We start from the raw sequence: 21,882 nt of genomic DNA, 5'->3' as shown, positions 1-21,882 counted from the left end.
CAGTTGTAGTGCACGTTTGTGAATCTCGGCTGTGAATCTCGACTGTGAGTCTTACTGTAATTCTCAGTTGTGATCCAGCAGCGATTCTATGCCTGATTTACGCTTCGGCCAAGTTCGCCTCTTGTGCTAACTTTAACAGCAAAATGAAGACTGATGCGCCACTTCCGTCGGGGCGGTTCTGGACGTCGATGCGTCCGCCATGCTCGTCGATGATCTTCTTCACCATCGGCAGGCCCAGACCGGTGCCGCGCGCTTTCGACGTGACATAGGGCTCGAAGGCGCGCGCCAGGATTTTTGGCGCAAAACCCGGACCATTATCGAGGATTGCCAGGCGCACGGCGGTGCCGGCGGCGCCGTCGGCGCCGGTGTAGTGGATGACTTCCGTGAGGATGTCGATCCGTGGCGAGGGCGCGCCGCCAGTACGGTCGGCGAGCGCGTCCTGGGCGTTCTGCAGCAGGTTGTGTATCACCTGGCGCAGCTGGGTGCCGTCGCCCATCACCCGCGGCAGGTCCGGCTCGAGCGCGGCATGGATGATGTCGGAAGCATCCTCGGCCATGTACAGGTTGAGGATTTCCTCGATCAGGGCGTTCAGGTCGAGCGGTTCCAGCACCGCCGGCGGCGTGCGCGCATAGTCGCGGAAATCGTCGACCATGCGCTTCATGGCGTCGACCTGGTTGACGATGGTGGTGGTGGCGCGCGCCAGCAGCGCCGCATCGACCGCATCGAGCTTGCCTTCGAGCTTCATCTGCAGGCGCTCGGCCGACAGCTGGATCGGCGTCAGCGGGTTCTTGATTTCGTGCGCCAGGCGACGCGCGACTTCACCCCAGGCCACCGAGCGCTGGGCCGAGATCACGTCCGAGATATCGTCGAACACGACGATGAAGCCGCTGCCCACGCCCACCGGCAGGCGCGAACCGCGCGCCAGCAAGGTGGTGTCGTGGTCTTCAGCGGAGTCGGCGCCGGTGTTACGGCGAGGGATCTCGACTTCCAGCTGCCAGTGGGTGCGCTGGCGCGAAGTGCCGGCGGCCGACTGCGCGCTCTGCGTCGAAAAAGCGCGCGTGATGGCGTTGGCGAAGGTCTCGAGTCCCTCGATCTTCGACAGCGGCCCGTTCAGGTGGCACTGCTCCATCTGCAGGATGCGGCAGGCAGCCTCGTTCGAATTCACCACCGTGCCGTCGGCGTCGAGCACCAGCACGCCGGCCGACATGTTGGCCAGCACCGATTCGAGGTGGGCCTTGGCGCTTTGCAGGGCGGCGCGATTGCGTTCGACCGCGCTCCTGGCTTCGAACAGCTGGCCGGTCATGGCGTTGAAGGACTGCGTCAGCGTGCCTAGTTCGTCGTTGGTTTCGACGATCGGGCGCGGCGACAGATCGCCTTCGGCCACCGCCTGCGTGCCTTCGGCCAGCACCAGCAGCGGCTGCGCCAGGTTCCCGGCGATCAGCACGGCGCTGCCGATGGCGCCGAAAATGGTCATCAGGAGAGTCAGCGTGAGCGTGTTCATGTACATGCGCTGGAGGCCGGCGCGCGCCACCGAGCGCGCCTTGTATTCGGAGAAAGCGCTGCGCAGCACGGCGGCGTTCGAGGCCAGGTTGACCGGCACCGCCTGCATCAGCTGCAGGTAGCGCGGCGCGGCGCCCGGCGGCTCGGGCACGGCCAGCACCACGCGCTGGCGCAGGCCGGTGACGGCATCGAGCCCGTCCGGGCCGGCGGTGTCGCGGAAATCGAGTTCGATGCCGCCCTCGGTGCGCGCATGGCCGCCGGGCATGCTGGCCTGGCGCAGCATTTGCGGGGTCGGCAGGTCGCCGGTGAGGTCGGCGCGGCGGTCTTCGCTGGCGCTGGCAATGAGCTTGCCGCCGGCGTCGAGCAGCATGGCGCTTTGCATGCCGTCGGTCTCGGCCACGAGCTGCGACAGCGTCATGCGCGCGCCCATGTCGCTCTGGCCCGAGAGTGTGGCCGCCACCGTCTGGCCGCGCCCGGAGAGTTCGGTGAGCGACTCGTCGAGCGCCGCGTGGCCCAGGTTCAGGCCGGACTGCAGCGCGGCCTCGATCTTGACGTCGAACCAGGACTCGATCGAATGGGAGACGAACTGCACCGAGACCATGAAGATGACCAGGCCGGGCAGGATGCCGATGCCGGCAAACAGCAGCACCAGGCGCGCCATCAGGCGCGAGCCGAAGCGTCCCTCCTTGTAGCGCGAATACAGGCGCCCGAGGGCGATCAATACCAGGATCAGCAGCAGGAACGCGATCGTCGCGTTCAGCCCCAGCAGCCAGTAATAATAGCGTTCGAAGAAACCGGAATTGTCGGAAGCCGAGGCGAGCAGGAACAGCAGGATCGAGACAACCGCCCCGCCGACCACCAGCGCGTAGCGCAGGGCCTGGTTTACGGCTTTACTCCGCACGGTAATTGAAGGTCTTCCGGTTCGAGGCGAGCTGCCAGTCCGAATTATTGAAGGCGTTCACCTGCAGCGGCTTTTGCAGCAGCTCGCGGTTCATGTACATGCGCAGCGACACTTCATAGGTTTCGCCGTGCTTGAGCGCACCCCTGGGCGCGATCAGCCAGCGGCTCGGGCGCCGGATCTGGAACATCGCCTCGTCGAGGGTCTGGTAGGTTTGCTGGACGCTGCCCTGGAGCGACACGTAATACTGGCGCAGCAGCACGTCATAGGAAATGCTGACCGTGCGTTTCGAGGAAACGGCGCGGTCGTCGCGCCAGTACCAGCGCGGGCGCACCAGTTCGATCTCGGTGGTGAAGTAGAGCTTGACGCCATGCTGGAGGGCGTCTTCCAGGTCGCGGTTCAGGTCGAACGAGTAATTCGCCGCGAGGCGATAGCCTTCGTCGGTCGCTTCGATCCTGGCCAGCGTGATATCGATCCCCTCGGCCGCCTGCGCCGATGCGCACGCGAAGACCAGCAGCAGCTGGCAGGCGAGGAGGCGGAAAAATCGTAAAGTCACAGGGGAGCCGGAACCTAAATTAATGGAGCGAATTGCGCGGGAACATCAGGCCCGTCGCTTCTGGAACACGGCATAGAACAGACCGTCATGGTCGATTTCGGCGCCGCTCACTGGCAGCAGCTGACCGGGCGCCTCGAGGCGTACGGCGTCGTCATGGCGCGCCGCGAACGCGGCCGCCTGTGCCTCGGATTCCTGGGGCCAGAGCGAACATGTCACAAACAACAATTTACCATCGGCCCGCAGCATCTGCCAAAGATTGTCGAGTATCTGCGCGGAAAGTGTTGTAAGTTGGCGCGTGTCGGTCTTCCTGCGCAGCCAGCGAATGTCGGGGTGGCGGCGCACGATGCCCGAGGCCGTGCACGGCACGTCGGCCAGGATGCGGTCGAAGTGGCGGCCGTCCCACCAGTAATCGGCTTGCGCCGGGGCGCTCACCAGGGTGGCGCTCAAGCCCAGCCGCCCCAGGTTGTCGCCGACGCGCACCAGGCGCTGCGAATCGGAGTCGACCGCTACCAGCTCGACGCCGGCCGCTTCCAGGATGTGGCCGCTCTTGCCGCCCGGAGCGGCGCAGGCATCCAGCACGCGCATGCCGTCCTGCAGGTCGAGCAGCGGCGCGGCCAGCTGGGCGCCGGCGTCCTGCACCGACACCAGGCCCTCGTGGAAGCCCGGCAGCTGGGCCACGTTCATCGCCTGCTTCAGGCGCAAGGCGGTCGGGCCGATCCGCTCCGCCGCGAAACCTTCTTCTTCCAGACGGCGCAGGTAGTCCTCGACCGAGGATTTACGCGTATTCACGCGCAGCGTCAGCGGCGGGTGGCCGTTGCCTGCCGCGAGGATGGCTTCCCAGTCGCGCGGATAGGCGGCGCGGGTGGCGTCGATCCACCACTGCGGGTAGTTCCACTGCGCCAGCGGCTGCTTCAGGGCCTCGGCGACCAATGCCTCGCGCTCGCGCAGGAAGCGGCGCAGCACGGCGTTCACCATCGCCTTGGCATGCGCCAGGTCGGGGTGGCGGCTGGCTGCCGTGACGGCTTGGTCGACCACGGTGAAGGGCTCGTAGGCGGCCCGCTCGCCATCGAGCGTATCGAGCAGCACCAGCGCGCAGGTCAGCAGGCCGGCCAGCATCGGCACGTCCGGCGCCTTGGTCGTCATCAGCCCGAGCAGGGTCTCGGCCCGGCCCATCCCGCGCATCGTGCGATAGGCCAGGTCCTGGATCGCGCCGCGCGTCTGGGACGCGGCTTCGTAACTCGAAAACACCTGTGCCAGGGCCTGCGGCAGCGCCGTGCCGCCGCGCACCGCGGCCACCGCACTGGCCGCGCCCAGCAGGGCCAGCGCCAGCGAGTCGGCCGGCAGGTCCGGACGGAACTCCTGCTGGAACTGGGGCTTCAGTTCGTAGCTGGGACGCGGCGCGGGCGCCGGCGTTGGCGCAGGCCTGGCCGCGGGTTTGACCGGCGGGCGCGGCGCCTGGGCTTTCGGCTTCGGCTTCGCATACTGGGCGGCAGGGTTCGACGGCCTGGCAGGCGACCTGGCTTGCGCCTTGTCGGTGCTGGCGCCCTTGGGCTGGATGGAGAGCGTGCGGCGCTTGTCGGTCATGATGGCGGGTCGATACTGAAAGGGGCACATTGTACCGGCTATGCCTTTGGCCGGGCTTAAAGGATGGGTGCAGGCATGGCGGCGGCCGCCGCCGCGGCCGTACTCCGCGCTGCGGCAAACCAGTATAATGACCTCTTGCGTGCCGTGGCCGCGCCACCGCTTCACCGAACTTACCGAACACACCCTATGCTCGCCCAACAAAAACAACAGATTGCTGCCCTCTTCCAGGCCGCCCTCGCGCCGATCCTCGCAGGCACCGATGTGGTTCCAACGCATCAACAGCTGAATATTGTCTTGGAACGCCCGCGCGACCCCAGCCACGGCGACGTTGCCTGCAATATCGCCATGCAGCTGGCCAAGGGTCTGAAAACCAACCCGCGCGAGCTGGCCACGCGCCTGGTTGCCGCCCTGCTGGCCGACCCGGCTGCCGCCGGCCTGGTTGAATCGGCGGACGTGGCCGGCCCCGGCTTCATCAACCTGCGCGTGGCGGCCAGCGCCAAGCAGGCGGTGGTGCGCACGGTGCTCCAGGAAGCCGAGGCCTTCGGGCGCGGCGACGCCGGCGCGGGCCACCACGCCATCATCGAATTCGTCTCGGCCAACCCGACCGGCCCGCTGCACGTCGGCCATGGCCGCCAGGCGGCCCTCGGCGACGCCCTGTCCTCGCTGTTCGAGTCGCAGGGCCATGCCGTCACGCGCGAGTTCTACTACAACGACGCCGGCGTCCAGATCGCAACGCTGGCCAACTCGGTGCAGGCGCGCGCGCGCGGCTTCAAGCCGGGCGACGCGCAGTGGCCCGAGTCGGCCTATAACGGCGACTACATCGCCGACATCGCCGCCGATTTCCTGGCCGGTAAAACCGTGTCCGCCAGCGACGGCGCGCCGAGCACCGCCAGCGGCAACCCCGACGACCTCGAATCGATCCGCCGTTTCGCGGTGGCCTACCTGCGCAACGAGCAGGACATCGACCTGCAGGCGTTCGGCGTCAAGTTCGACAACTATTATCTCGAGTCTTCGCTCTACGCCGACGGCAAGGTCGACGAGGCCGTGCAGGCCCTGGTCGACGCCGGCGTCACCTACGAGCAGGACGGCGCGCTGTGGCTCAAGACCACCGACTATGGCGACGACAAGGACCGCGTGATGCGCAAGTCCGACGGCACCTATACGTATTTCGTGCCGGACGTCGCCTACCACATGCAGAAATTCCGCCGCGGTTTCGATCAGGCCATCAACGTCCAGGGCAGCGACCACCACGGCACCATTGCCCGCGTGCGCGCCGGCCTGCAGGCCGTGAACATCGGCGTACCGCAGGGCTACCCGGACTACGTGCTGCACAAGATGGTCACCGTCATGAAGAACGGCGAAGAGGTCAAGATCTCGAAGCGCGCCGGCTCCTACGTGACCGTGCGCGACCTGATCGAATGGTCGGGCAATGGCGATGTCGAGCGTGGCCGCGACGCGGTGCGCTTCTTCCTCATCTCGCGCAAGGCCGATACCGAATTCGTGTTCGACGTCGACGTCGCGCTCGCCACCGGCGAAGAAAACCCGGTGTATTACGTGCAGTACGCCCATGCACGGATCTGCTCGGCCCTGGCCAACTGGGGCGGCGACGAGACGCTGCTCGCAAACGTCGATCTGTCGCGCCTGAGCACCCCGCACGAGGCCAGCCTGCTGTCGAAACTGGCGGCCTATCCGGAGATGCTGGCGCGCGCCCGGATCGAACTCGGCCCGCACCAGGTGGCGTTCTACCTGCGCGAGCTGGCCGGCGAATTGCACAGCTATTATTTCGCGCACAAATGGCTGCTCGACGACGACGAGCCGCTCAAGCTGGCGCGCCTGGCCCTGGCCAGCGCCACCCGCCAGGTGCTGCGCAACGGCCTGGCCCTGATCGGCGTTTCGGCCCCGGCCAAGATGGAACGCGCCCCGGCCGAGGCAGCAGCAGAACCGCAAGCATAACCACGCACAGAACCCGCCACCATGACCGCAACCCTTCGTTTTTCGTCCTTCCTGCGCCAGCGCGGCAGCACCCTGACCGGCTTCATCATCGGCCTGATTATCGGCCTCGGGATTGCGGTCGTGGTCGCGCTGATGATCACCAAGGGCGCCTCGCCCTTCACCGACCGCTCCAACAAGATGGGCCGCCCGGCCGACCTCGAACCGAGCCTGGCGAGCGACCCGAACAAGCCGATGTACGGCAACCGCGAAGCCGCGCGCGAAGCGAGCAAGCAGCTGGCCGAACGTGAAGCGGCCAAGGCCGCCAAAGCGGCGGCCGCCGCGGCAGCGCCGAAGCCCGCCGCGCCCGAAGCCGACCCGCTGGGCCAGGCGATTGCCGGCATGAGCGACACGGCGGCGCCGAAACCGGCTGCGGCCGCAGCTGCGCCTGCAGCCGCGCCAGCCGCAGCGGCGGGCACGCCGGCGGCCACAGCGGCCACGGCGGCAGGTGGCGACGACAAGTACGTCTACTTCCTGCAGGCCGGCGCCTTCCGCGAGATCTCGGACGCCGAAGCCACCCGCGCCAAACTCGCCCTGCTCGGTTTCGAGGCGGCCATCAGCGACCGCACCAGCGACAGCGGCGTGCTGCACCGTGTCCGCCTCGGCCCGTTCAGCCAGGTCGAAGCCGTCAACAAGGCGCGCGCCAAGCTGCTCGACAGCGGGATCGACGTCGCCATCGTCCGCAACCAGAAATAATTTTAAATAAGGGTATTCCGATGAAGCTGCTCCGCCGCCTGCTGTGCACCACTGTCCTGCTGAGCCTCACCGGCGCCGCCTTTGCCGCGCCTGCCGCTGCCCCGAAAGAGGGCCAGCAGTACCAGGTACTGCCGCAGAAACTGGACACGCCGGCCGGCAAGCAGGTCGAAGTCATCGAGTTCTTTTCCTACGCCTGCCCGCACTGCAATGCCTTCGAGCCGGCGCTGGAAACCTGGGTGAAAAAACAGGGCGACAACATCGTCTTCCGGCGCGTGCACGTCGACGCCGGCCAGCGCGGCGTCGCCCAGCAGCGCCTGTACTACACGCTCGAGTCGCTGGGCCTGCTGTCCCAGTACCACGGCAAGGCCTTTGCCGCCATGCACCAGCAACGCCTGCGCCTGGACGACGACGACGAGGTGCTGGCCTGGGCCGCGCAAGCCGGCATCGACCGCGCCCGCTTCGAGAACGCCTACCGTTCCTTCGGGGTGCAGGCCAAGCTGCGCCGCGCCGGCGTCATGATGAACGAGTACAAGGTCGACCACTGGCCGTTCGTCGCGGTCGACGGCCGCTTCATCACCTCGCCCTCGATGGCGACCGAAGGCCAGCCGCACGACCACGCGCACGAGCACAACGAGGCCGAACAGCAGGCCCGTACGCTGCAGGTGATGGACGCGCTGGTCGCGCGCGCAAAAGCCGACAAGAACGCAGGCAAGGGCGCGGCCGGGAAATGACCGCAGCGGCCGGCGCCGAGCGGGTCTTCATTACCGGCGCCTCGAGCGGCATCGGCGCCGCCCTGGCGCGCGAATACGCGGCGCGCGGCGCCACCCTGGGCCTGCTCGCGCGGCGCGGCGACGCCCTGCAGGCCCTGGCCGCCGCCCTGCCCCACCCGGAACGCCACCGCACCTACGCGGTCGACATCCTCGACCATGCGGCCCTGGCCGCTGCGGCGGCCGACTTCATGCACAGCGCCGGCGGCGCCGACATCGTCATCGCCAGTGCGGGCATTTCGCACGGCACCCTGACCGAACGCCAGGCCGACCTGGCCGTCTTCGACGCGGTGTTCGCCACCAACGTCAACGCCCTGGTCGCCACCTTCGCCCCTTTCATCGAGCCGATGAAAAAACAATCCGGCGCCTGCCGGCTGGTTGCCATCGGCAGCGTGGCCGGCGTGCGCGGCATGCGCGGCGCCGGCGCCTATTGCGCTTCGAAAGCGGCGGTGCGGGTGTACTGCGAATCGCTGCGGCTGGAACTGAAACGATCGAACATCCGGGTGGTGACCATCGCCCCCGGCTACATCGACACTCCCATGACCCGCAAGAACCGCTTTCCCATGCCCTTCCTGATGCCGGCCGAGCGCTTCGCCCTTGCCGCCGCCCAGGCGATCGCGCGCGGCGACAGCTACCGCGTGCTGCCCTGGCAAATGGGCCTGGTCGCGCGCTTGCTGGCCGTGCTGCCGAATGCGCTGTTCGACCTGCTGTTCTCGCGCGCGCCGACCAAGCAGCCGAAGGAAGCCGCATGAACGCCATCACGATCGCCGCGCTGTCGAAGGCGCGCGTCGCGGTCGAGGTGGTCGATGAGACCGGCTCGACGAATGCCGACCTGCTGGCGCGCGCGGGCGCGTCCACGCAGGCGCTTGCCGCGCCGCTCACCGCGCCTCTTACCGAGCCGCTGCTGCTGGTCGCGCGCAACCAGACCGCCGGCCGCGGACGGGCCGGGCGCAGCTGGCTGTCTTCAAACGACGCCTCGCTCACCTTTTCGCTGGCCTGGCGTTTCGATGGCGGCCTGACCCGCCTCGCGGGCCTGCCGCTGGCGGTTGGCGTGGCGCTCGCCGAAACGCTCGAGCGGCTCGGCGTGCAGGTCGCCCTCAAGTGGCCGAACGACGTGCTGCGCGACGGCGACAAGCTGGCCGGCATCCTGATCGAAACCGCGGCCGCGCCGGGCGGCGGCACCTGGGCGGTGATCGGCATCGGCCTGAACCTCCTGATGCCGAACGAACTCGAGGCCCGCATCGGGCGCAGCGCCGCCTCGCTGCCGTGGCTGGCGCGCATGGAGCGCGACTCGCTCATGGCTGCGCTGCTCGACGGCCTGGCCGCCTGCCTGCGCGAATTCGAGCGCGGCGGCTTTCCGCCGTTCGTGGCGCGCTGGAACCTGCGCCATGCCTGGCAGGGCGAACTCGTCACCATCATCGACGGGGGCGCAGTGCTGCACGAAGGCCTGGCTGCCGGTGTCGACGATGGCGGCCGCCTGCTGCTCGATACGCCCGCGGGCCGGATCGCGGTGCTGGCCGGCGACGTATCGCTGCGCATGAAGGGCGCCTGATGTTGCTGCTGGTCGATGCGGGCAATACCCGGGTGAAGTGGGCGCTGGCGCTCGACGGCGCCGCGCCGGGCGAATGGGTCGAAACAGGCGCAGTGCAGCATGCCGATCTCGACGCGGCCGGCGCCGCCTGGCGCATTGCCGGTATCAGCCGCGCGATTGTCGCCAACGTGGCCGGTCCCGGCTTGCGCGCGCGGCTGTCCGCGCTGCTCGGCCCGATCGATACCGAATGGTTCGCCTCGAGCGCGGCGCGCGCGGGGATGGTCAACGGCTACCGCGCGCCGGAATCGCTGGGTTGCGACCGCTTTGCCGCCGCTATCGGCGCGCGCGCCCTGCTCCCTGGCCGGGCGCTGGTGGTCGCCACTTGTGGCACCGCAACCACGATCGACGCGGTGAGTGCCGACGGACGTTTTGTTGGCGGCATGATCCTGCCGGGCCTGGCGCTGATGGCCGCCGCCCTGGCGCGCAACACCGCCCAGCTGCCGCAGGTGACGCCAGGCAGCATCGCGCCGCCCTTGTTTGCCGACAACACGCAGGACGCCATCGTCTCGGGCTGCCTGTCGGCGCAGGCTGGCGCGATCGAGCGCGCGCTGGCGAGCCACAGCCAGGACATGGACTCAAACATGGCCGCCTGCATTGTCTCGGGTGGCGCGGCGCCGTATATTGCGCCCGCGCTCAAGTTCGCGCACCGAATGGTCGATAATATCGTGCTGGTCGGACTGCACGCGGTGCTGCTGGCCGGGATCGATGCAAGTTCAGTGGGAGACAAGGCGTGACGAGATTCGTATTCTGGGCTTTGCTGTGCGCGAACGCGCTGGTGTTCGCCTATGGCCAGGGCTTGCTGGGCACGCCCGATGGAGCGACGCGCGAGCCGGCGCGCCTGCGCAACCAGATCGCGGCGAGCAAACTGGTGCTGCTCAAGGGTGAACCGCCCCCGATCCTGGCCAGCGCCCCGCCGGAAGCGGTCGCCGCAAGCGCGCCGCCGCCGCTGCCGGCCGAGCCGGTGCCAGCCGCCGCTCCCCTGCTTGCCTGCGTCGAGACCGACGCCTTTACGGCCGGTGACGCACGCCGCTTCGAAACCCGCCTCGCGAAACTCGAGCTGGGCACGCGCCAGGCGCGCCTGACGGTGCCGTTCCAGGAAGTGACCAGCCATCTGGTCTATCTGCCCCCGCAAGGCGGCAAGGAAGGCGCGGACCGCCGCATCGCCGAGCTGCGCGCACGCGGCATGACGACCTTCTTCATCATGCAGGGCGAGTCGCCCCTGCGCCATGCGATTTCGCTGGGCGTGTTCAGGAGCGAGGCGGCCGCGCGCGTGCATGCGGCAACGCTGACGAAACAGGGCATCGCCAACGTGCGCATCCTGCCGCGCGGCCCGCAATCGCAGCGCTTTGCCTACCGCTTCCGCGACATCGATGCCGAGATCCGCAAGCGCATCGCCGACGCCGGACGGGGCATGCCTGCCGCAGTGCTGCACCTGTGCCGGTGATCTGCCCCCAAGTACTCACCCAAAAATAAACTTGTTTTTGGCTGCCATAACCGGCGCATCGCTGCGTTGCTTCCGGTTCTGTTTGCCAAAATTCACGTTTATTTCTGGTCGAGTACTTAGCGCTTCACCACGATCGGCTTCAAACCCAGCTGCGACGGCAGAGCGCGCGCGGCCTGCTGCGCCAGCGCACGCGATTCGAAGGGCCCGCCGTATAGGCGGTGCACGGCGCCGGCGGGCGCCACTTCCAGCTTGCCAAGGTCGACGCCTGACTCGAGCAGTTGCCGGCTCATTTCCTGCGCCGTGTCGGCGCGGCTCCAGGCGCCCAGCTGCAGATAGAATCCTGCCGCCGCCGCAACCGGTTTCGCCGGCAGCGCCTGCGCCAGCGCGGCGCTGTCGGTCTGCACCCGGTCTTCCAGCATCAGCGCGGCAATTTCCGGCGATGCCGGCGCGGCGGCGCTTGGCGCTGCCTGGGCCTGCGAGGTGGCGGCGCGGCGTTCGCGCGGGAGGCGGATCGGGTCGTTCGGGAACAGGCGCTCGACCTCGACTTCATGGCTGCCGCGCCCGAGCAGGCCGAGTTTCAGCGCCGCCGTGTACGAGACATCGACCACGCGGCTGGCGTGGAAGGGACCGCGGTCGTTGATGCGCACCACCACCGACCTGCCGCTGGAGATATGGGTGACACGGGCGTAGGACGGGATCGGCAGCGTCGGATGCGCGGCCGTCATCTTGTACATGTCGTAGGGTTCGCCCGAGGAAGTGCGCTGGCCGTGGAACTTGACGCCGTACCAGCTGGCCACGCCGCGCTGCACGAAAGGCTGCTCGTGCAGGATCGGGTTGTAGGTCTGGCCAAAGACCGAGTACGGCCGGTTCGCCCACTTGGCATACGGTTCGGCGCGCACGACGGCGTCGGGAACGAGTTCCAGGCCGACCGGGATGTTGCGGCCGGGGCCGTCATCCTTGTAGTAGCCGCCGCGTCCGGAACCGGCCGGCGGCAGCACCACCGCGCCGTGTTCGGCGCTCATTTTGTGTTGCCAAGGCAGCGGAAGCAGGCTATTGCGTTCACCGGTGGTTCCGCAGCCGGTCACCAATGCCACGAGGGCAATGACCGCTGGGAGATGTCTCGGAGCGGTCATCGCATCCTCCTCCATTTAAGTCTGCACCAGCTTTCGGTGCCGTTGAATGCTCATCAATATACCAGCGCCGAGGCCCAGCGTAATGAACGCCGTTCCGCCGTAGCTCATGAAAGGCAGGGGAACTCCCACCACCGGCAGGATGCCGCTCACCATGCCCATGTTGACAAAGGCATATGTAAAGAAAATCATCGTGATCGCGCCGGCCAGCAGCCGCGAGAACATGTTCGGGGCATTCGCGGCAATCATTGCGCCGCGGCCGATCAGCAATAGATAGATTACCAAAAGAAAGAGGTTGCCGACCAGTCCAAATTCTTCCGAATAGACCGAAAACACGAAGTCCGTGGTCTGTTCGGGCACGAATTCGAGCTGGCCCTGGGTGCCTTGCGTATATCCCTTGCCAGTGATGCCGCCCGACCCGATGGCGATGGTCGACTGGATGATGTGGAAGCCCTTGCCCAGCGGGTCCGAGGTGGGGTCGATCAGGGTCATGATCCGCTCGCGCTGATAGTCGTGCAGCATCGACCAGGCGACCGGCATGCCGGCGGCGGCGGCCAGGGCCAGCCCGATCAGCACTTTCCACGACAGGCCGGCGAGGAAAATCACGTAGAAGCCGGAGGCGCCCACCAGCAGCGCCGTGCCGAGGTCGGGCTGCTTGGCGATCAGCACGAACGGAATCAGGAGCAGTATCCCCGCCACCGCGAACGACTTCCAGTTGCCCGCCTTGGCGCGATGCTGGAAATACCAGGCGATCATCAAGGGGGTGGCGATCTTCATGATTTCCGAAGGCTGGATGTCGACCCCCAGGTGCAGCCAGCGCCGCGCGCCCTTCTTGATGATGCCGAACATGGCCACCGCGATCAGCAGGGTGACGCCGGCGGTATAGATCGGCACCGCGAGGCGCATCAGGGTTTGCGGCGGAATCAGCGACGCCACCCACATGACGACGAAGGACAGGATGAAGTTGCGCATCTGCGCTTCGGCACGGCCGGGGAATTCGGCGCCGGCCGAGGACATCGTGATCATGCTGGTGGTGAGCAGCATGAACAGGATCATCGCCAGCGGCCAGTCGAAGACATTGAAATAGGGTTTCAGGCGGCGGCCAAGGGAACGCCGCTCGGGATAATAGGCCATCCGGTAAATCCTAGTGGGGGGCCGTCGCGGCCGCTTTGGCGGCGGCAGCGTCGGCAGGCTTGGGTGGCGGCGGGCGCTTGCCGAGCAAATAGTAATCGAGCGCCTTGCGCGCGATCGGGGCGGCCGAGGCGGCGCCGAAGCCGGCGTTCTCGACCACCAGCGCGATCGCGATGCGCGGCTTGTCGGCGGGAGCGAACGCCACATACAGCGCATTGTCGCGGTGGCGCTCGTCGATCGCGTTGGCGTTGTACTTCTGGCCTTTCAGGCCGATGACCTGGGCGGTACCGGTCTTGCCGGCCGAAATATAGGCGGCGTTTTTAAAGGCGCGGTGGCCGGTGCCGTAGGTTTCCTGGGTCACGCCGACCATGGTCTGCTTGATGAAGTCGATGTTCGATTGCTTGAGCGGGATGCGGCGGCTCTCCTTCGGCACGGTCATGGTGCGCTGGCGCGTGGCGCCGTCCTCGATCAGCTTGACCAGGTGCGGGCGCATGACGACGCCGTTGTTGGCGAGGTTGGCTACCGCGTGCGCCAGCTGGATCATCGTGTAGTTGTTGAAGCCCTGCCCGATGCTGATCGAAATGGTGTCGCCGCCGACCCATTTCTGGGCCGCGCGGTTGCGCTTGAAGCGGTTCGCCTTCCACTCCTTGGACGGCAGCACGCCGGTCTTTTCGTGGTCGAGGTCGATGCCGGTCGGCTCGCCGAAGCCGAAGGGACGCATGAAGGCCGACATCCGGTCGACCCCCATCTCGTGGCCGAGCTGATAGTAATAGGTGTCGCAGGATTCGACCACCGAGCGGTACATGTCGACCGTACCGTGCCCGCCCGGCTTGTCGTCGTTGAAGCGGTGGCCGCCGAGCATGAAGAAACCGGGATCGCGGATCGCGTCCGACGGCCGGCGCAAGCCCAGCTCGAGGGCGGCGAGCGACATGAAAGGCTTGAAGGTGGAGCCCGGCGGATAGGTGCCCGACAGGGGCCGGTTCATCAGCGGCTTGTCGAGCGAGGTATTGAGTTCGTTCCAGCTCTGGGTATCGATGCCGTCGACGAACAGGTTCGGATCGAAGCCGGGGCGCGATACATAGGCCAGCACGTCGCCGGTTTCCGGCTCGATCGCCACCAGGGCGCCGCGCTGGTCGCCGAAGGCTTCCTCGATGACCTTCTGCAGTTCGATGTCGATCGACAGGATCAGGTTGCTGCCCGGGACCGGCGCCCGGCGCGACAGCGTACGGATCGCGCGCCCGCCGGCGGAACGCTCGACCTGCTCGTAGCCGGTGGTGCCGTGCAGGTAGCTCTCGTAGCGCTTCTCCAGGCCTTCCTTGCCGATGTGTTCGGTGCCATTGTAGTTGGCGGCGTTCTCGCCCTCGGCCAGCACTTCCGATTCCTTCTGGTTGATGCGGCCGATATAGCCGACCACGTGCGAAGCGACTTCGCCCAGCGGGTACTGGCGGAACAAACGCGCCTGCACCTCGACGCCGGGGAAACGGAAGCGCTGGGCGGTGAAGCGCGCCACCTCGTCGTCGGTGAGGCGGGTGCGCAGCGGCACGCTGGCGAAGCTGCGCGACTCTTCCAGCAGGCGCCTGAACCGCTTGCGGTCCTTCGGTTCGATCGCCACCAGCTTGGCCAGCTCGTCGATCACCGACTCCATGTTGGCCTGCAGCTTCGATGGCGTGACCTCGAGCGTATAGGCCGAGTAGTTGCGCGCCAGGACCACGCCGTTGCGGTCGACGATCAGGCCGCGGTTCGGCACGATCGGAACCAGGGCGATGCGGTTGTCCTCGGCCTGGGCATGGTAGATGTCGTGCTGGATCACCTGCAGCCAGACGAAGCGGGCCACCAGGATGCCGAAGCAGACGAACACCAGTCCCAGCAGCACCGTGAGGCGCAGGCGGAAGTTGTGGATCTCGCGATCGCTGTCTTTAATTTCAGTCATTGCTGCGTTCAGTCATTGCTGCGTGCGTCGTCAGATCGGGCGGGTATGGTCGCGGTCGACCGCGCGCCGTTGCGGCGCCAGCAGCAGCCAGGTGATCACCGGCCACAAGGCGACGGCGACCCCGCTTTCGATGAAATGCAGCCAGCCCGTGAAGACGCCGGTGGCGATGAAGTGGACCAGCACCTGGATCGCCTGGGCCAGCAGCAGCAGCGGAAACACGTGCATGGCCTGGGTCAGCACCGGGAACCACAGCACGCGGCGGTGGATCATGGTGCCCACATACGACAGCAGCGTATAGGCCAGGGCGTTCTCGCCGAGCAGCGTGGCGTCGTGCACGTCCATCAGCAGGCCCATGCCGAAGGCGACGCCGATGCCGACCCTGCGGGGCTGGTGGATGCCCCAGAAGAGCAGCACCAGCGCCACGAAATCGGGAGCGCCGGTCCAGCGGCCCCAGGGCAGCAGGTTGAGCATGAAGGCGCAGGTCAGGCTGAAGGCGATGAAGAGCGGGCTGACCGGCAGCAGGATGTAGTTGGCGCGTGGTCCGGGCATTACCTGCCCTCCTTCGGAATGGCCGGCACGGCCGGCGGGGTGGTCGCGGCGGCGGGAACGGCGCCTGGTGTGACCCCAGGTGTCACTGCGGGAGTCACCGCGGGCGTGGCGGCGGGCGCCACGGCGGCGGGCGCGCCGGCTACCGATCCGGGCGCGGCGCCCGGCTGCCCCGGCACACCCTGCGCCGGCAGCGGCGCGGCCGCCAGCGGCGGCAGCGGCACCGGTTCCATCTTCGGCAGGTTGCGGCGCGTGCCCTGGGCCGGCGGCGCAGGTGCCTCGAGCGGACGCGGCGCCTTGGCCGCGCCCGACATCACGATCAGGAGCTGGCGGTGACGGTCGACGCCGCCGAGCGGCTGGCAGACCACGCGCCCGAAGGCGCCGGCCGCCACTTTCTCGACCTGCGTGACCTTGGCCACGGCCAGCCCGGCCGGATACATGCCATCCAGGCCCGAGGTGACGATGACGTCGCCTACCTGGATGTCGGCGTCGGGCGCCACGAAGCGCAGGTCGATCAGGCCCGAGCGTCCGCGGCCGTAGGCGATGCTGCGCAGGCCCGAGCGCAGCACCTGCACCGGGATGGCCTGCTCCTTGTCGGTCAGCAGCGTGACTTCGGAAGTGAACGGAAACACGCGCGTGACCTGGCCGATCACGCCGGCGTTGTCGATCACGGGCAGGCCGAGCTGCACGCCATGGCGGGTGCCGCGGTCGAGCACGATGCGGCGCGTGGCCGGGTCGCGTGCGTCGTACAGGATCTCGCTCATGATCGAGCCGGTCGGCAGGTATTCGCGCGCGCCGAGCAGGCGCCGCAGGTGCGCGTTCTCGGCCGTCTGGAGCTGGGCCAGCTGCATGGCCTGGGCCTGCGCGACCTGCTGGCTCTTCAGCTCGCGCACTTCATCCTGCATGTTCGAGAGCGATGAAAAGTAAAAGCCCATGTTGGAGACGGCGTCGCGCGGCATCAGCGCGGCCATCTGCAGCGGGTAGAGCACGGTGCCGGCCACCTGGCGCACGGTGTCGAGGACGTGCATGCGCGCGTCGACGACCAGCAGCACGATCGAGAGCAGCGCGCAGACGGTCACCTTCACCCGCGCCGAGGCGCCCTGTTTGAATAGCGGCGGAGGACTGTAATCCATGAATTTCTAAGTGGCGGCGGGACGGCCGAAGCCTGAATACTTTGATGACGCACCATGCAAGCATGGGCAGGCGCCGGCTCTCAGCCCACGCCTGCCCATGTTAATCGCTTCATGCGTTTACTCGTAGGAGAAGATCGAACCCAGCTTGTCGTTGTGTTCCAGTGCCATGCCCGAGCCGCGCACCACGCAGGTCAGCGGGTCTTCGGCCACCAGCACCGGCAGGCCCGTCTCTTCCATCAGCAGGCGGTCGAGGTCGCGCAGCAGCGCGCCGCCGCCGGTCAGCATCATGCCCTTCTCGGCGATGTCCGCGCCCAGTTCCGGCGGGGTCTGCTCGAGCGCGTTCTTGACGGCCGAGACGATGTTGTTGAGCGGGTCGGTCAGGGCTTCCAGGATCTCGTTCGACGAGATCGTGAACGCGCGCGGGATGCCTTCGGACAGGTTGCGGCCCTTGACTTCCATTTCCTTCACTTCCGACCCCGGGAAGGCCGAACCGATGGCCTTCTTGATCGCTTCGGCGGTCTGCTCGCCGATCAGCATGCCGTAGTTGCGGCGGATGTAGTTGACGATGGCTTCATCGAACTTGTCGCCGCCGACGCGCACCGAACCTTTATATACCATGCCGCCCAGCGAGATGATGCCCACCTCGGTGGTGCCGCCGCCGATGTCGACCACCATCGAGCCGGTCGCTTCCGACACCGGCAGGCCGGCGCCGAGCGCCGCGGCCATCGGCTCTTCGATCAGGAACACCTGTGAGGCGCCGGCGCCCAGCGCCGACTCGCGGATCGCGCGGCGCTCGACCTGGGTCGAACCGCAGGGCACGCAAATGATGATGCGCGGCGACGGGCGGAAGAATTTGGAGTCGTGCACCATGCGGATGAACTGCTTGAGCATTTCCTCGGTCACGGTGAAGTCGGCAATCACGCCGTCCTTCATCGGACGGATCGCCTCGATGTTGCCCGGTACCTTGCCCAGCATCTGCTTGGCCTTCTTGCCGACCGCCTGGATCGTTTTCTTGCCGTTCGGGCCGCCCTGCTGGCGGATCGCCACGACCGACGGCTCGTCCAGCACGATGCCCTGGCCGCGCACATAAATCAGCGTGTTGGCGGTACCCAGGTCGATGGCCAGGTCGTTCGAGAAGTAGCTGCGTAAAGATCCAAACATGTGTGTCCTGATGCGCGGCGTCGCGCGTAAACTATTGATCGGGAGTCCTCGCCGCAGCAGCCCGGTAGTGCAGCCTGCGGTCTTTTCATGCGTCCGGGGTCGCGCTCATTCGGCGCGGACCACGCATTAGCCCGCCATTCTACCTTATAATTTACCGATTAAACGCTGAAAACAGGGGGTTTTACCCCCCAGTTCCCGAAGCGAGATCGACGGGATTAACAAGGTTTTATCGACTGTAGCAAGGCGTTCAACAGCCGCGCCGGACAATTCCGTTATTCGCTCAACCACATTTTGAACGCGGCCTGCCGCGCCTTTTGCCATGTCACTGACTCTTGCAGACGTAAAACGGATCGCCAACCTGGCCCAGCTCGACCTGGACGACGCCCACGCCGACACCGCGCTGGGCGAGTTGAACGGCATTTTCGCCCTGGCCGAACAGATGCAGGCGGTCGACACGACCGGCGTGGCGCCCTTGTCGCATCCGATCGCCGCGATCCTGGCGCTGCCGCTGCGCCTGCGCGAAGACGTGGTGACCGAAGAAAACCGCCGCGACGACTACCAGGCGCCGGCGCCCAAAGCGCAGGACGGCCTGTACCTGGTGCCGAAGGTAATCGAATAACAGCCTCCACAGACTACGCATATGCATAACAAAACCATCAAAGAGCTGTCGGCGCTGCTGCACGCAAAGCAGGTATCGAGCACGGAACTGACCCGCCACTACCTCGAGCGCATCGCCGCGAGCGGCCACAACGCCTTCTTGCACGTGGACCCGGACCTGTCGCTGGCCCAGGCTGCCGCCGCCGACATCCGCATTGCCGAAGGCTCGGCTGGCCCCCTGACCGGCGTGCCGATCGCCCACAAGGATATCTTCGTCACGCGCGACTGGCGCACGACTGCCGGCTCGAAGATGCTGGCCAACTACGTCAGCCCTTTCGACGCCACCGTGGTCGACCGTTTTAACGCGGCCGGCATGGTCACGCTCGGCAAGGTCAATTGCGACGAATTCGCGATGGGCTCGGCCAACGAGAACTCGGCCTTCGGGCCCGTGAAAAATCCGTGGGACGTGCTGGCCGTGCCGGGCGGCTCGTCGGGCGGCTCGGCCGCCGCGATTGCCGCGCGCCTGGCGCCGGCTGCCACCGCCACCGACACCGGCGGCTCGATCCGCCAGCCGGCGGCTTTCTGCGGCGTCTCCGGCATCAAGCCGACCTATGGCCGCGTCTCGCGCTTCGGCATGATCGCCTTTGCCTCCTCTCTCGACCAGGGCGGCCCGATGGCCCGGACCGCCGAAGACTGCGCCCTGCTCCTGAACGAAATGGTCGGCCACGACGAGCGCGATTCGACCAGCCTGACCTTTGAGCAAGGCAACGCGCCGGAAGACTTTACGCGCGACTTGAACAAGCCATTGAGCGGCCTGCGCATCGGCGTGCCTGCCGAATACTTCGGCGAAGGCCTGGCTGCCGACGTCGAAAGCGCCGTGCGCGCCGCGCTCGAGCAGTTCGTGGCCCTGGGCGCGAGCCTGGTCGATATCTCGCTGCCGAAAACGGCGCTGTCGATCCCGACCTATTACATCATCGCCCCGGCCGAAGCCTCGTCCAACCTGTCGCGCTTCGACGGCGTGCGCTACGGCCACCGCGCCAGCGAGTACAAGGATCTGCAGGACATGTACAAGAAAACGCGCGCCGAAGGTTTCGGCCGCGAAGTCCAGCGCCGCATCCTGGTCGGCACCTATGTGCTGTGCCATGGCTATTACGACGCCTATTACGTGCAGGCGCAAAAGATCCGCCGCCTGATCGCCGACGACTTCCAGGCCGCCTTGCTTGAGAAGTGCGACGTGATCATGGGACCGGTCGCACCGACCGTTGCCTGGGACCTCGGCGCGAAAACCGACGACCCGGTCGCCAATTATTTAGCCGACATTTTCACCCTTTCGACCAGCCTGGCCGGCCTGCCCGGCATGTCGATCCCCTGCGGTTTCGGACAAGGCGAAAAGAACAGCAAGCGCCCGGTCGGCCTGCAAATCATCGGCAATTATTTCAGCGAAGCGAAGCTGCTGAACGTCGCCCACCAGTACCAGCAAGTCACCGACTGGCACCAGCGCACGCCGGAAGGCGTCTAAAATGATGTCGGGCGGACGGCTCGTTCGTCGGGCATTTAGCCCGACTCACCTCACGCGTTCAACCAGTGCCAGCACAGAGAATACAAAGAGAGAACACCATGCAATGGGAAGTCGTCATCGGTCTTGAGAACCACGTCCAGCTCACGACCAATTCGAAAATCTTCAGCGGCAGCTCGATCCAGTTCGGCGCCGAGCCGAACACCCAGGCCAGCCCGGTCGACCTGGCGCTGCCGGGCGTGCTGCCGGTCATGAACAAGGGCGCCGTCGAGCGCGCGATCCGCTTCGGCCTGGCCGTGGGTGCGACCATCGCCCCGCAATCGGTCTTCGCCCGCAAGAATTATTTTTATCCCGACCTGCCCAAGGGCTACCAGATCAGCCAGTTCGAAGACCCGGTGGTGCAAGGCGGCACGGTCACCTTCGCCTTCGAGAAAGACGGCAAGCTGGAGACGAAAACCGTCAACCTGACGCGCGCCCACCTGGAAGAGGACGCCGGTAAATCGCTGCACGAAGACTATGCCGGCATGACCGGCATCGACCTGAACCGCGCAGGCACGCCGCTGCTGGAAATCGTGTCCGAGCCGGAAATGCGCAGCGCCAACGAGGCGGTCGCTTACGCCAAGGCCCTGCACTCGCTGGTGATGTGGCTGGGCGTCTGCGACGGCAACATGCAGGAAGGCTCCTTCCGCTGCGACGTCAACGTCTCGGTGCGCCCGTTCGGCCAGACCGAATTCGGCACCCGCTGCGAAATCAAGAATCTGAACTCCTTCCGCTTCATGGAAGAGGCGATCCACTACGAAGTGCGGCGCCAGATCGAACTGATCGAAGACGGCGGCAAGGTCCAGCAGGCGACCCGCCTGTGGGACCCGGACAAGAAGGAAACGCGTTCGATGCGCTCGAAGGAAGACGCGCAGGACTATCGCTACTTCCCCGACCCGGACCTGCCGCCCCTGATGATTTCGGAAGAATGGATCGAGCGCGTGCGCGCCGCCATGCCGGAACTGCCGGGCGCCATGCGCGCGCGCTTCACCGGCGACTACGGCCTGCCGGAGTACGACAGCCTGATCCTCACCTCCTCGCAGGGCATGGCGACCTATTACGAAGCCGTGGTCGCGAAAGCCGGCAAGGACAACGCGAAGGCAATCGCCAACTGGATGATGGGCGACGTTTCCTCGACCCTGAACCGCGAAGGCGTCGATATCGCCGAGTCCCCGGTGGCAGCATCGCAGCTCGCCCTTTTAATTCGCCGCATCGCCGACGGCACGATTTCGAACAAGGCCGGCAAGGAAGTGTTTGCCGCGATGTGGGATGCCAAGTCGAGCGACGAAAACCTGGCCGACCTCGTCATCGAGCAAAAGGGGCTGAAGCAGATTTCGGACAGCGGCGCCCTGGAAGCCATCGTCGACGAGGTGCTGGCGGCAAACGCCAAGTCGGTCGAACAGTACCGCGCCGGCAAGGAAGCGGCGATCAATGCCTTGATCGGCCAGGCCATGAAGGCCTCGAAGGGCAAGGCGAATCCGGCCCAGGTGACGGAGCTGTTGAAGAAGAAGCTGGCGGGCTGATTTCAGCCTGTGGATACGAAGAAACCGAAGCATTTGAACTGACCCCCTAAAGTTGGACGGTTAAGTTTGCTAGGCGGCCAAGGGCTGGGTTCTGTATTGCACAGGACTCAGCCCTTTTAGTTTCATCTTGATGCGGTCGTGATTGTAGTAG

The 21,882-nt window shown here is 66.5% G+C and carries 21 protein-coding genes; 10 read left to right on the top strand and 11 right to left on the bottom strand.

All coding sequences use genetic code 11. The annotated features are described in order from the left end of the window. Positions 1–97: 97 nt before the first annotated feature. From AC56KZ_RS14445 to rsmB, 3 genes are read right to left on the bottom strand one after another with little or no spacing between them, the layout of a single operon-like run. Positions 98–2,401 carry a sensor histidine kinase gene (locus AC56KZ_RS14445; RefSeq protein WP_497162874.1) on the bottom strand — a complete coding sequence of 768 codons (2,304 nt, stop codon included), beginning with the start codon at positions 2,399–2,401 and terminating at the stop codon, positions 98–100. Then, positions 2,391–2,954 carry a DUF4390 domain-containing protein gene (locus tag AC56KZ_RS14440; protein WP_497162873.1) on the bottom strand — a complete coding sequence of 188 codons (564 nt, stop codon included), beginning with the start codon at positions 2,952–2,954 and terminating at the stop codon, positions 2,391–2,393. Before AC56KZ_RS14440 ends, AC56KZ_RS14445 begins: the two co-directional genes overlap by 11 nt. 45 nt (positions 2,955–2,999) lie before the next feature. Beyond that, positions 3,000–4,538: a 16S rRNA (cytosine(967)-C(5))-methyltransferase RsmB gene (gene rsmB / locus AC56KZ_RS14435; protein ID WP_497162872.1), complete on the bottom strand. Its 1,539-nt coding sequence runs from the start codon at positions 4,536–4,538 to the stop codon at positions 3,000–3,002. Between the two features lie 186 nt (positions 4,539–4,724). Here rsmB and argS point away from each other — a divergent pair, with 186 nt between their 5' ends. The 7 genes from argS to AC56KZ_RS14400 are packed head-to-tail and all read left to right on the top strand — an operon-like array spanning position 4,725 to position 11,025. Next, a complete protein-coding gene (argS, locus tag AC56KZ_RS14430; protein ID WP_497162871.1) occupies positions 4,725–6,491 on the top strand; it encodes an arginine--tRNA ligase in 1,767 nt (588 codons plus the stop codon). Between the two features lie 21 nt (positions 6,492–6,512). Further along, the gene (locus AC56KZ_RS14425) at positions 6,513–7,223 is read left to right on the top strand and encodes an SPOR domain-containing protein (RefSeq protein ID WP_497162870.1); all 711 of its coding nucleotides are present in this window, start codon (positions 6,513–6,515) and stop codon (positions 7,221–7,223) included. 20 nt (positions 7,224–7,243) lie between these two features. After that, on the top strand, positions 7,244–7,954 hold the full coding sequence (locus AC56KZ_RS14420) for a thiol:disulfide interchange protein DsbA/DsbL (RefSeq protein ID WP_497162869.1): 711 nt from the start codon (positions 7,244–7,246) through the stop codon (positions 7,952–7,954). Beyond that, positions 7,951–8,742 carry an SDR family oxidoreductase gene (locus tag AC56KZ_RS14415; protein WP_497162868.1) on the top strand — a complete coding sequence of 264 codons (792 nt, stop codon included), beginning with the start codon at positions 7,951–7,953 and terminating at the stop codon, positions 8,740–8,742. The genes AC56KZ_RS14420 and AC56KZ_RS14415 overlap by 4 nt, the downstream gene beginning before the upstream one ends. Beyond that, on the top strand, positions 8,739–9,542 hold the full coding sequence (locus AC56KZ_RS14410; protein ID WP_497162867.1) for a biotin--[acetyl-CoA-carboxylase] ligase: 804 nt from the start codon (positions 8,739–8,741) through the stop codon (positions 9,540–9,542). The genes AC56KZ_RS14415 and AC56KZ_RS14410 overlap by 4 nt, the downstream gene beginning before the upstream one ends. Then, positions 9,542–10,315 (top strand): type III pantothenate kinase, encoded by a 774-nt coding sequence (locus AC56KZ_RS14405; protein ID WP_497162866.1) that lies wholly within the window; start codon positions 9,542–9,544, stop codon positions 10,313–10,315. The genes AC56KZ_RS14410 and AC56KZ_RS14405 overlap by 1 nt, the downstream gene beginning before the upstream one ends. Then, entirely contained in the window at positions 10,312–11,025 is a 714-nt protein-coding gene (locus AC56KZ_RS14400; RefSeq protein ID WP_497162865.1) for an SPOR domain-containing protein, read from the top strand. Before AC56KZ_RS14405 ends, AC56KZ_RS14400 begins: the two co-directional genes overlap by 4 nt. 116 nt (positions 11,026–11,141) lie before the next feature. Here AC56KZ_RS14400 and AC56KZ_RS14395 read toward each other — a convergent pair whose 3' ends face one another. The 7 genes from AC56KZ_RS14395 to AC56KZ_RS14365 form a co-directional block, all read right to left on the bottom strand. Continuing rightward, on the bottom strand, positions 11,142–12,047 hold the full coding sequence (locus tag AC56KZ_RS14395; RefSeq protein WP_497162864.1) for a septal ring lytic transglycosylase RlpA family protein: 906 nt from the start codon (positions 12,045–12,047) through the stop codon (positions 11,142–11,144). A 126-nt stretch (positions 12,048–12,173) separates the two neighbouring features. Further along, on the bottom strand, positions 12,174–13,289 hold the full coding sequence (gene rodA, locus AC56KZ_RS14390; protein ID WP_497162863.1) for a rod shape-determining protein RodA: 1,116 nt from the start codon (positions 13,287–13,289) through the stop codon (positions 12,174–12,176). A 10-nt stretch (positions 13,290–13,299) separates the two neighbouring features. Beyond that, positions 13,300–15,216 carry a penicillin-binding protein 2 gene (gene mrdA / locus AC56KZ_RS14385; protein WP_497162862.1) on the bottom strand — a complete coding sequence of 639 codons (1,917 nt, stop codon included), beginning with the start codon at positions 15,214–15,216 and terminating at the stop codon, positions 13,300–13,302. Between the two features lie 30 nt (positions 15,217–15,246). Next, positions 15,247–15,765: a rod shape-determining protein MreD gene (mreD, locus tag AC56KZ_RS14380; protein ID WP_497162861.1), complete on the bottom strand. Its 519-nt coding sequence runs from the start codon at positions 15,763–15,765 to the stop codon at positions 15,247–15,249. Beyond that, the gene (gene mreC, locus AC56KZ_RS14375; protein WP_497162860.1) at positions 15,765–16,895 is read right to left on the bottom strand and encodes a rod shape-determining protein MreC; all 1,131 of its coding nucleotides are present in this window, start codon (positions 16,893–16,895) and stop codon (positions 15,765–15,767) included. Before mreC ends, mreD begins: the two co-directional genes overlap by 1 nt. A gap of 117 nt (positions 16,896–17,012) precedes the next feature. After that, a complete protein-coding gene (locus AC56KZ_RS14370; protein WP_494379740.1) occupies positions 17,013–18,056 on the bottom strand; it encodes a rod shape-determining protein MreB in 1,044 nt (347 codons plus the stop codon). Between the two features lie 144 nt (positions 18,057–18,200). After that, entirely contained in the window at positions 18,201–18,377 is a 177-nt protein-coding gene (locus tag AC56KZ_RS14365) for a hypothetical protein (RefSeq protein ID WP_497162859.1), read from the bottom strand. Here AC56KZ_RS14365 and gatC point away from each other — a divergent pair. The 3 genes from gatC (at position 18,376) to gatB (ending at position 21,731) form a co-directional block, all read left to right on the top strand. Further along, positions 18,376–18,675 carry an Asp-tRNA(Asn)/Glu-tRNA(Gln) amidotransferase subunit GatC gene (gatC, locus tag AC56KZ_RS14360; protein ID WP_497162858.1) on the top strand — a complete coding sequence of 100 codons (300 nt, stop codon included), beginning with the start codon at positions 18,376–18,378 and terminating at the stop codon, positions 18,673–18,675. The genes AC56KZ_RS14365 and gatC overlap by 2 nt on opposite strands. A 21-nt stretch (positions 18,676–18,696) precedes the next feature. Next, positions 18,697–20,172, top strand: coding sequence for an Asp-tRNA(Asn)/Glu-tRNA(Gln) amidotransferase subunit GatA (gene gatA / locus AC56KZ_RS14355; protein WP_497162857.1), 1,476 nt, complete (start codon positions 18,697–18,699; stop codon positions 20,170–20,172). Between the two features lie 80 nt (positions 20,173–20,252). Then, positions 20,253–21,731, top strand: coding sequence for an Asp-tRNA(Asn)/Glu-tRNA(Gln) amidotransferase subunit GatB (gatB, locus tag AC56KZ_RS14350; RefSeq protein ID WP_497163138.1), 1,479 nt, complete (start codon positions 20,253–20,255; stop codon positions 21,729–21,731). A gap of 69 nt (positions 21,732–21,800) precedes the next feature. Here gatB and AC56KZ_RS14345 read toward each other — a convergent pair. Continuing rightward, a partial coding sequence (locus AC56KZ_RS14345) for an IS3 family transposase (RefSeq protein WP_497163137.1) occupies positions 21,801–21,882 on the bottom strand: 82 nt, incomplete at its 5' end.

Source organism: Telluria sp. LT2P34, assembly GCF_059685915.1.
Note: the sequence above shows the minus strand (reverse complement) of the source record. Positions and strands in the feature narration are given on the sequence as shown.

Bases quoted from the DNA above. Each gene is read 5' to 3' on its own strand.
- rsmB (WP_497162872.1), bottom strand. From the start codon at position 4,538: ATGACCGACAAGCGCCGCACGCTCTCCATCCAGCCCAAGGGCGCCAGC.
- argS (WP_497162871.1), top strand. From the start codon at position 4,725: ATGCTCGCCCAACAAAAACAACAGATTGCTGCCCTCTTCCAGGCCGCC.
- AC56KZ_RS14425 (WP_497162870.1), top strand. From the start codon at position 6,513: ATGACCGCAACCCTTCGTTTTTCGTCCTTCCTGCGCCAGCGCGGCAGC.
- AC56KZ_RS14420 (WP_497162869.1), top strand. From the start codon at position 7,244: ATGAAGCTGCTCCGCCGCCTGCTGTGCACCACTGTCCTGCTGAGCCTC.
- AC56KZ_RS14415 (WP_497162868.1), top strand. From the start codon at position 7,951: ATGACCGCAGCGGCCGGCGCCGAGCGGGTCTTCATTACCGGCGCCTCG.
- AC56KZ_RS14410 (WP_497162867.1), top strand. From the start codon at position 8,739: ATGAACGCCATCACGATCGCCGCGCTGTCGAAGGCGCGCGTCGCGGTC.
- AC56KZ_RS14405 (WP_497162866.1), top strand. From the start codon at position 9,542: ATGTTGCTGCTGGTCGATGCGGGCAATACCCGGGTGAAGTGGGCGCTG.
- AC56KZ_RS14395 (WP_497162864.1), bottom strand. From the start codon at position 12,047: ATGAGCGCCGAACACGGCGCGGTGGTGCTGCCGCCGGCCGGTTCCGGA.
- rodA (WP_497162863.1), bottom strand. From the start codon at position 13,289: ATGGCCTATTATCCCGAGCGGCGTTCCCTTGGCCGCCGCCTGAAACCC.
- mrdA (WP_497162862.1), bottom strand. From the start codon at position 15,216: ATGACTGAAATTAAAGACAGCGATCGCGAGATCCACAACTTCCGCCTG.
- mreD (WP_497162861.1), bottom strand. From the start codon at position 15,765: ATGCCCGGACCACGCGCCAACTACATCCTGCTGCCGGTCAGCCCGCTC.
- mreC (WP_497162860.1), bottom strand. From the start codon at position 16,895: ATGGATTACAGTCCTCCGCCGCTATTCAAACAGGGCGCCTCGGCGCGG.
- AC56KZ_RS14370 (WP_494379740.1), bottom strand. From the start codon at position 18,056: ATGTTTGGATCTTTACGCAGCTACTTCTCGAACGACCTGGCCATCGAC.
- gatC (WP_497162858.1), top strand. From the start codon at position 18,376: ATGTCACTGACTCTTGCAGACGTAAAACGGATCGCCAACCTGGCCCAG.
- AC56KZ_RS14365 (WP_497162859.1), bottom strand. From the start codon at position 18,377: ATGGCAAAAGGCGCGGCAGGCCGCGTTCAAAATGTGGTTGAGCGAATA.
- gatA (WP_497162857.1), top strand. From the start codon at position 18,697: ATGCATAACAAAACCATCAAAGAGCTGTCGGCGCTGCTGCACGCAAAG.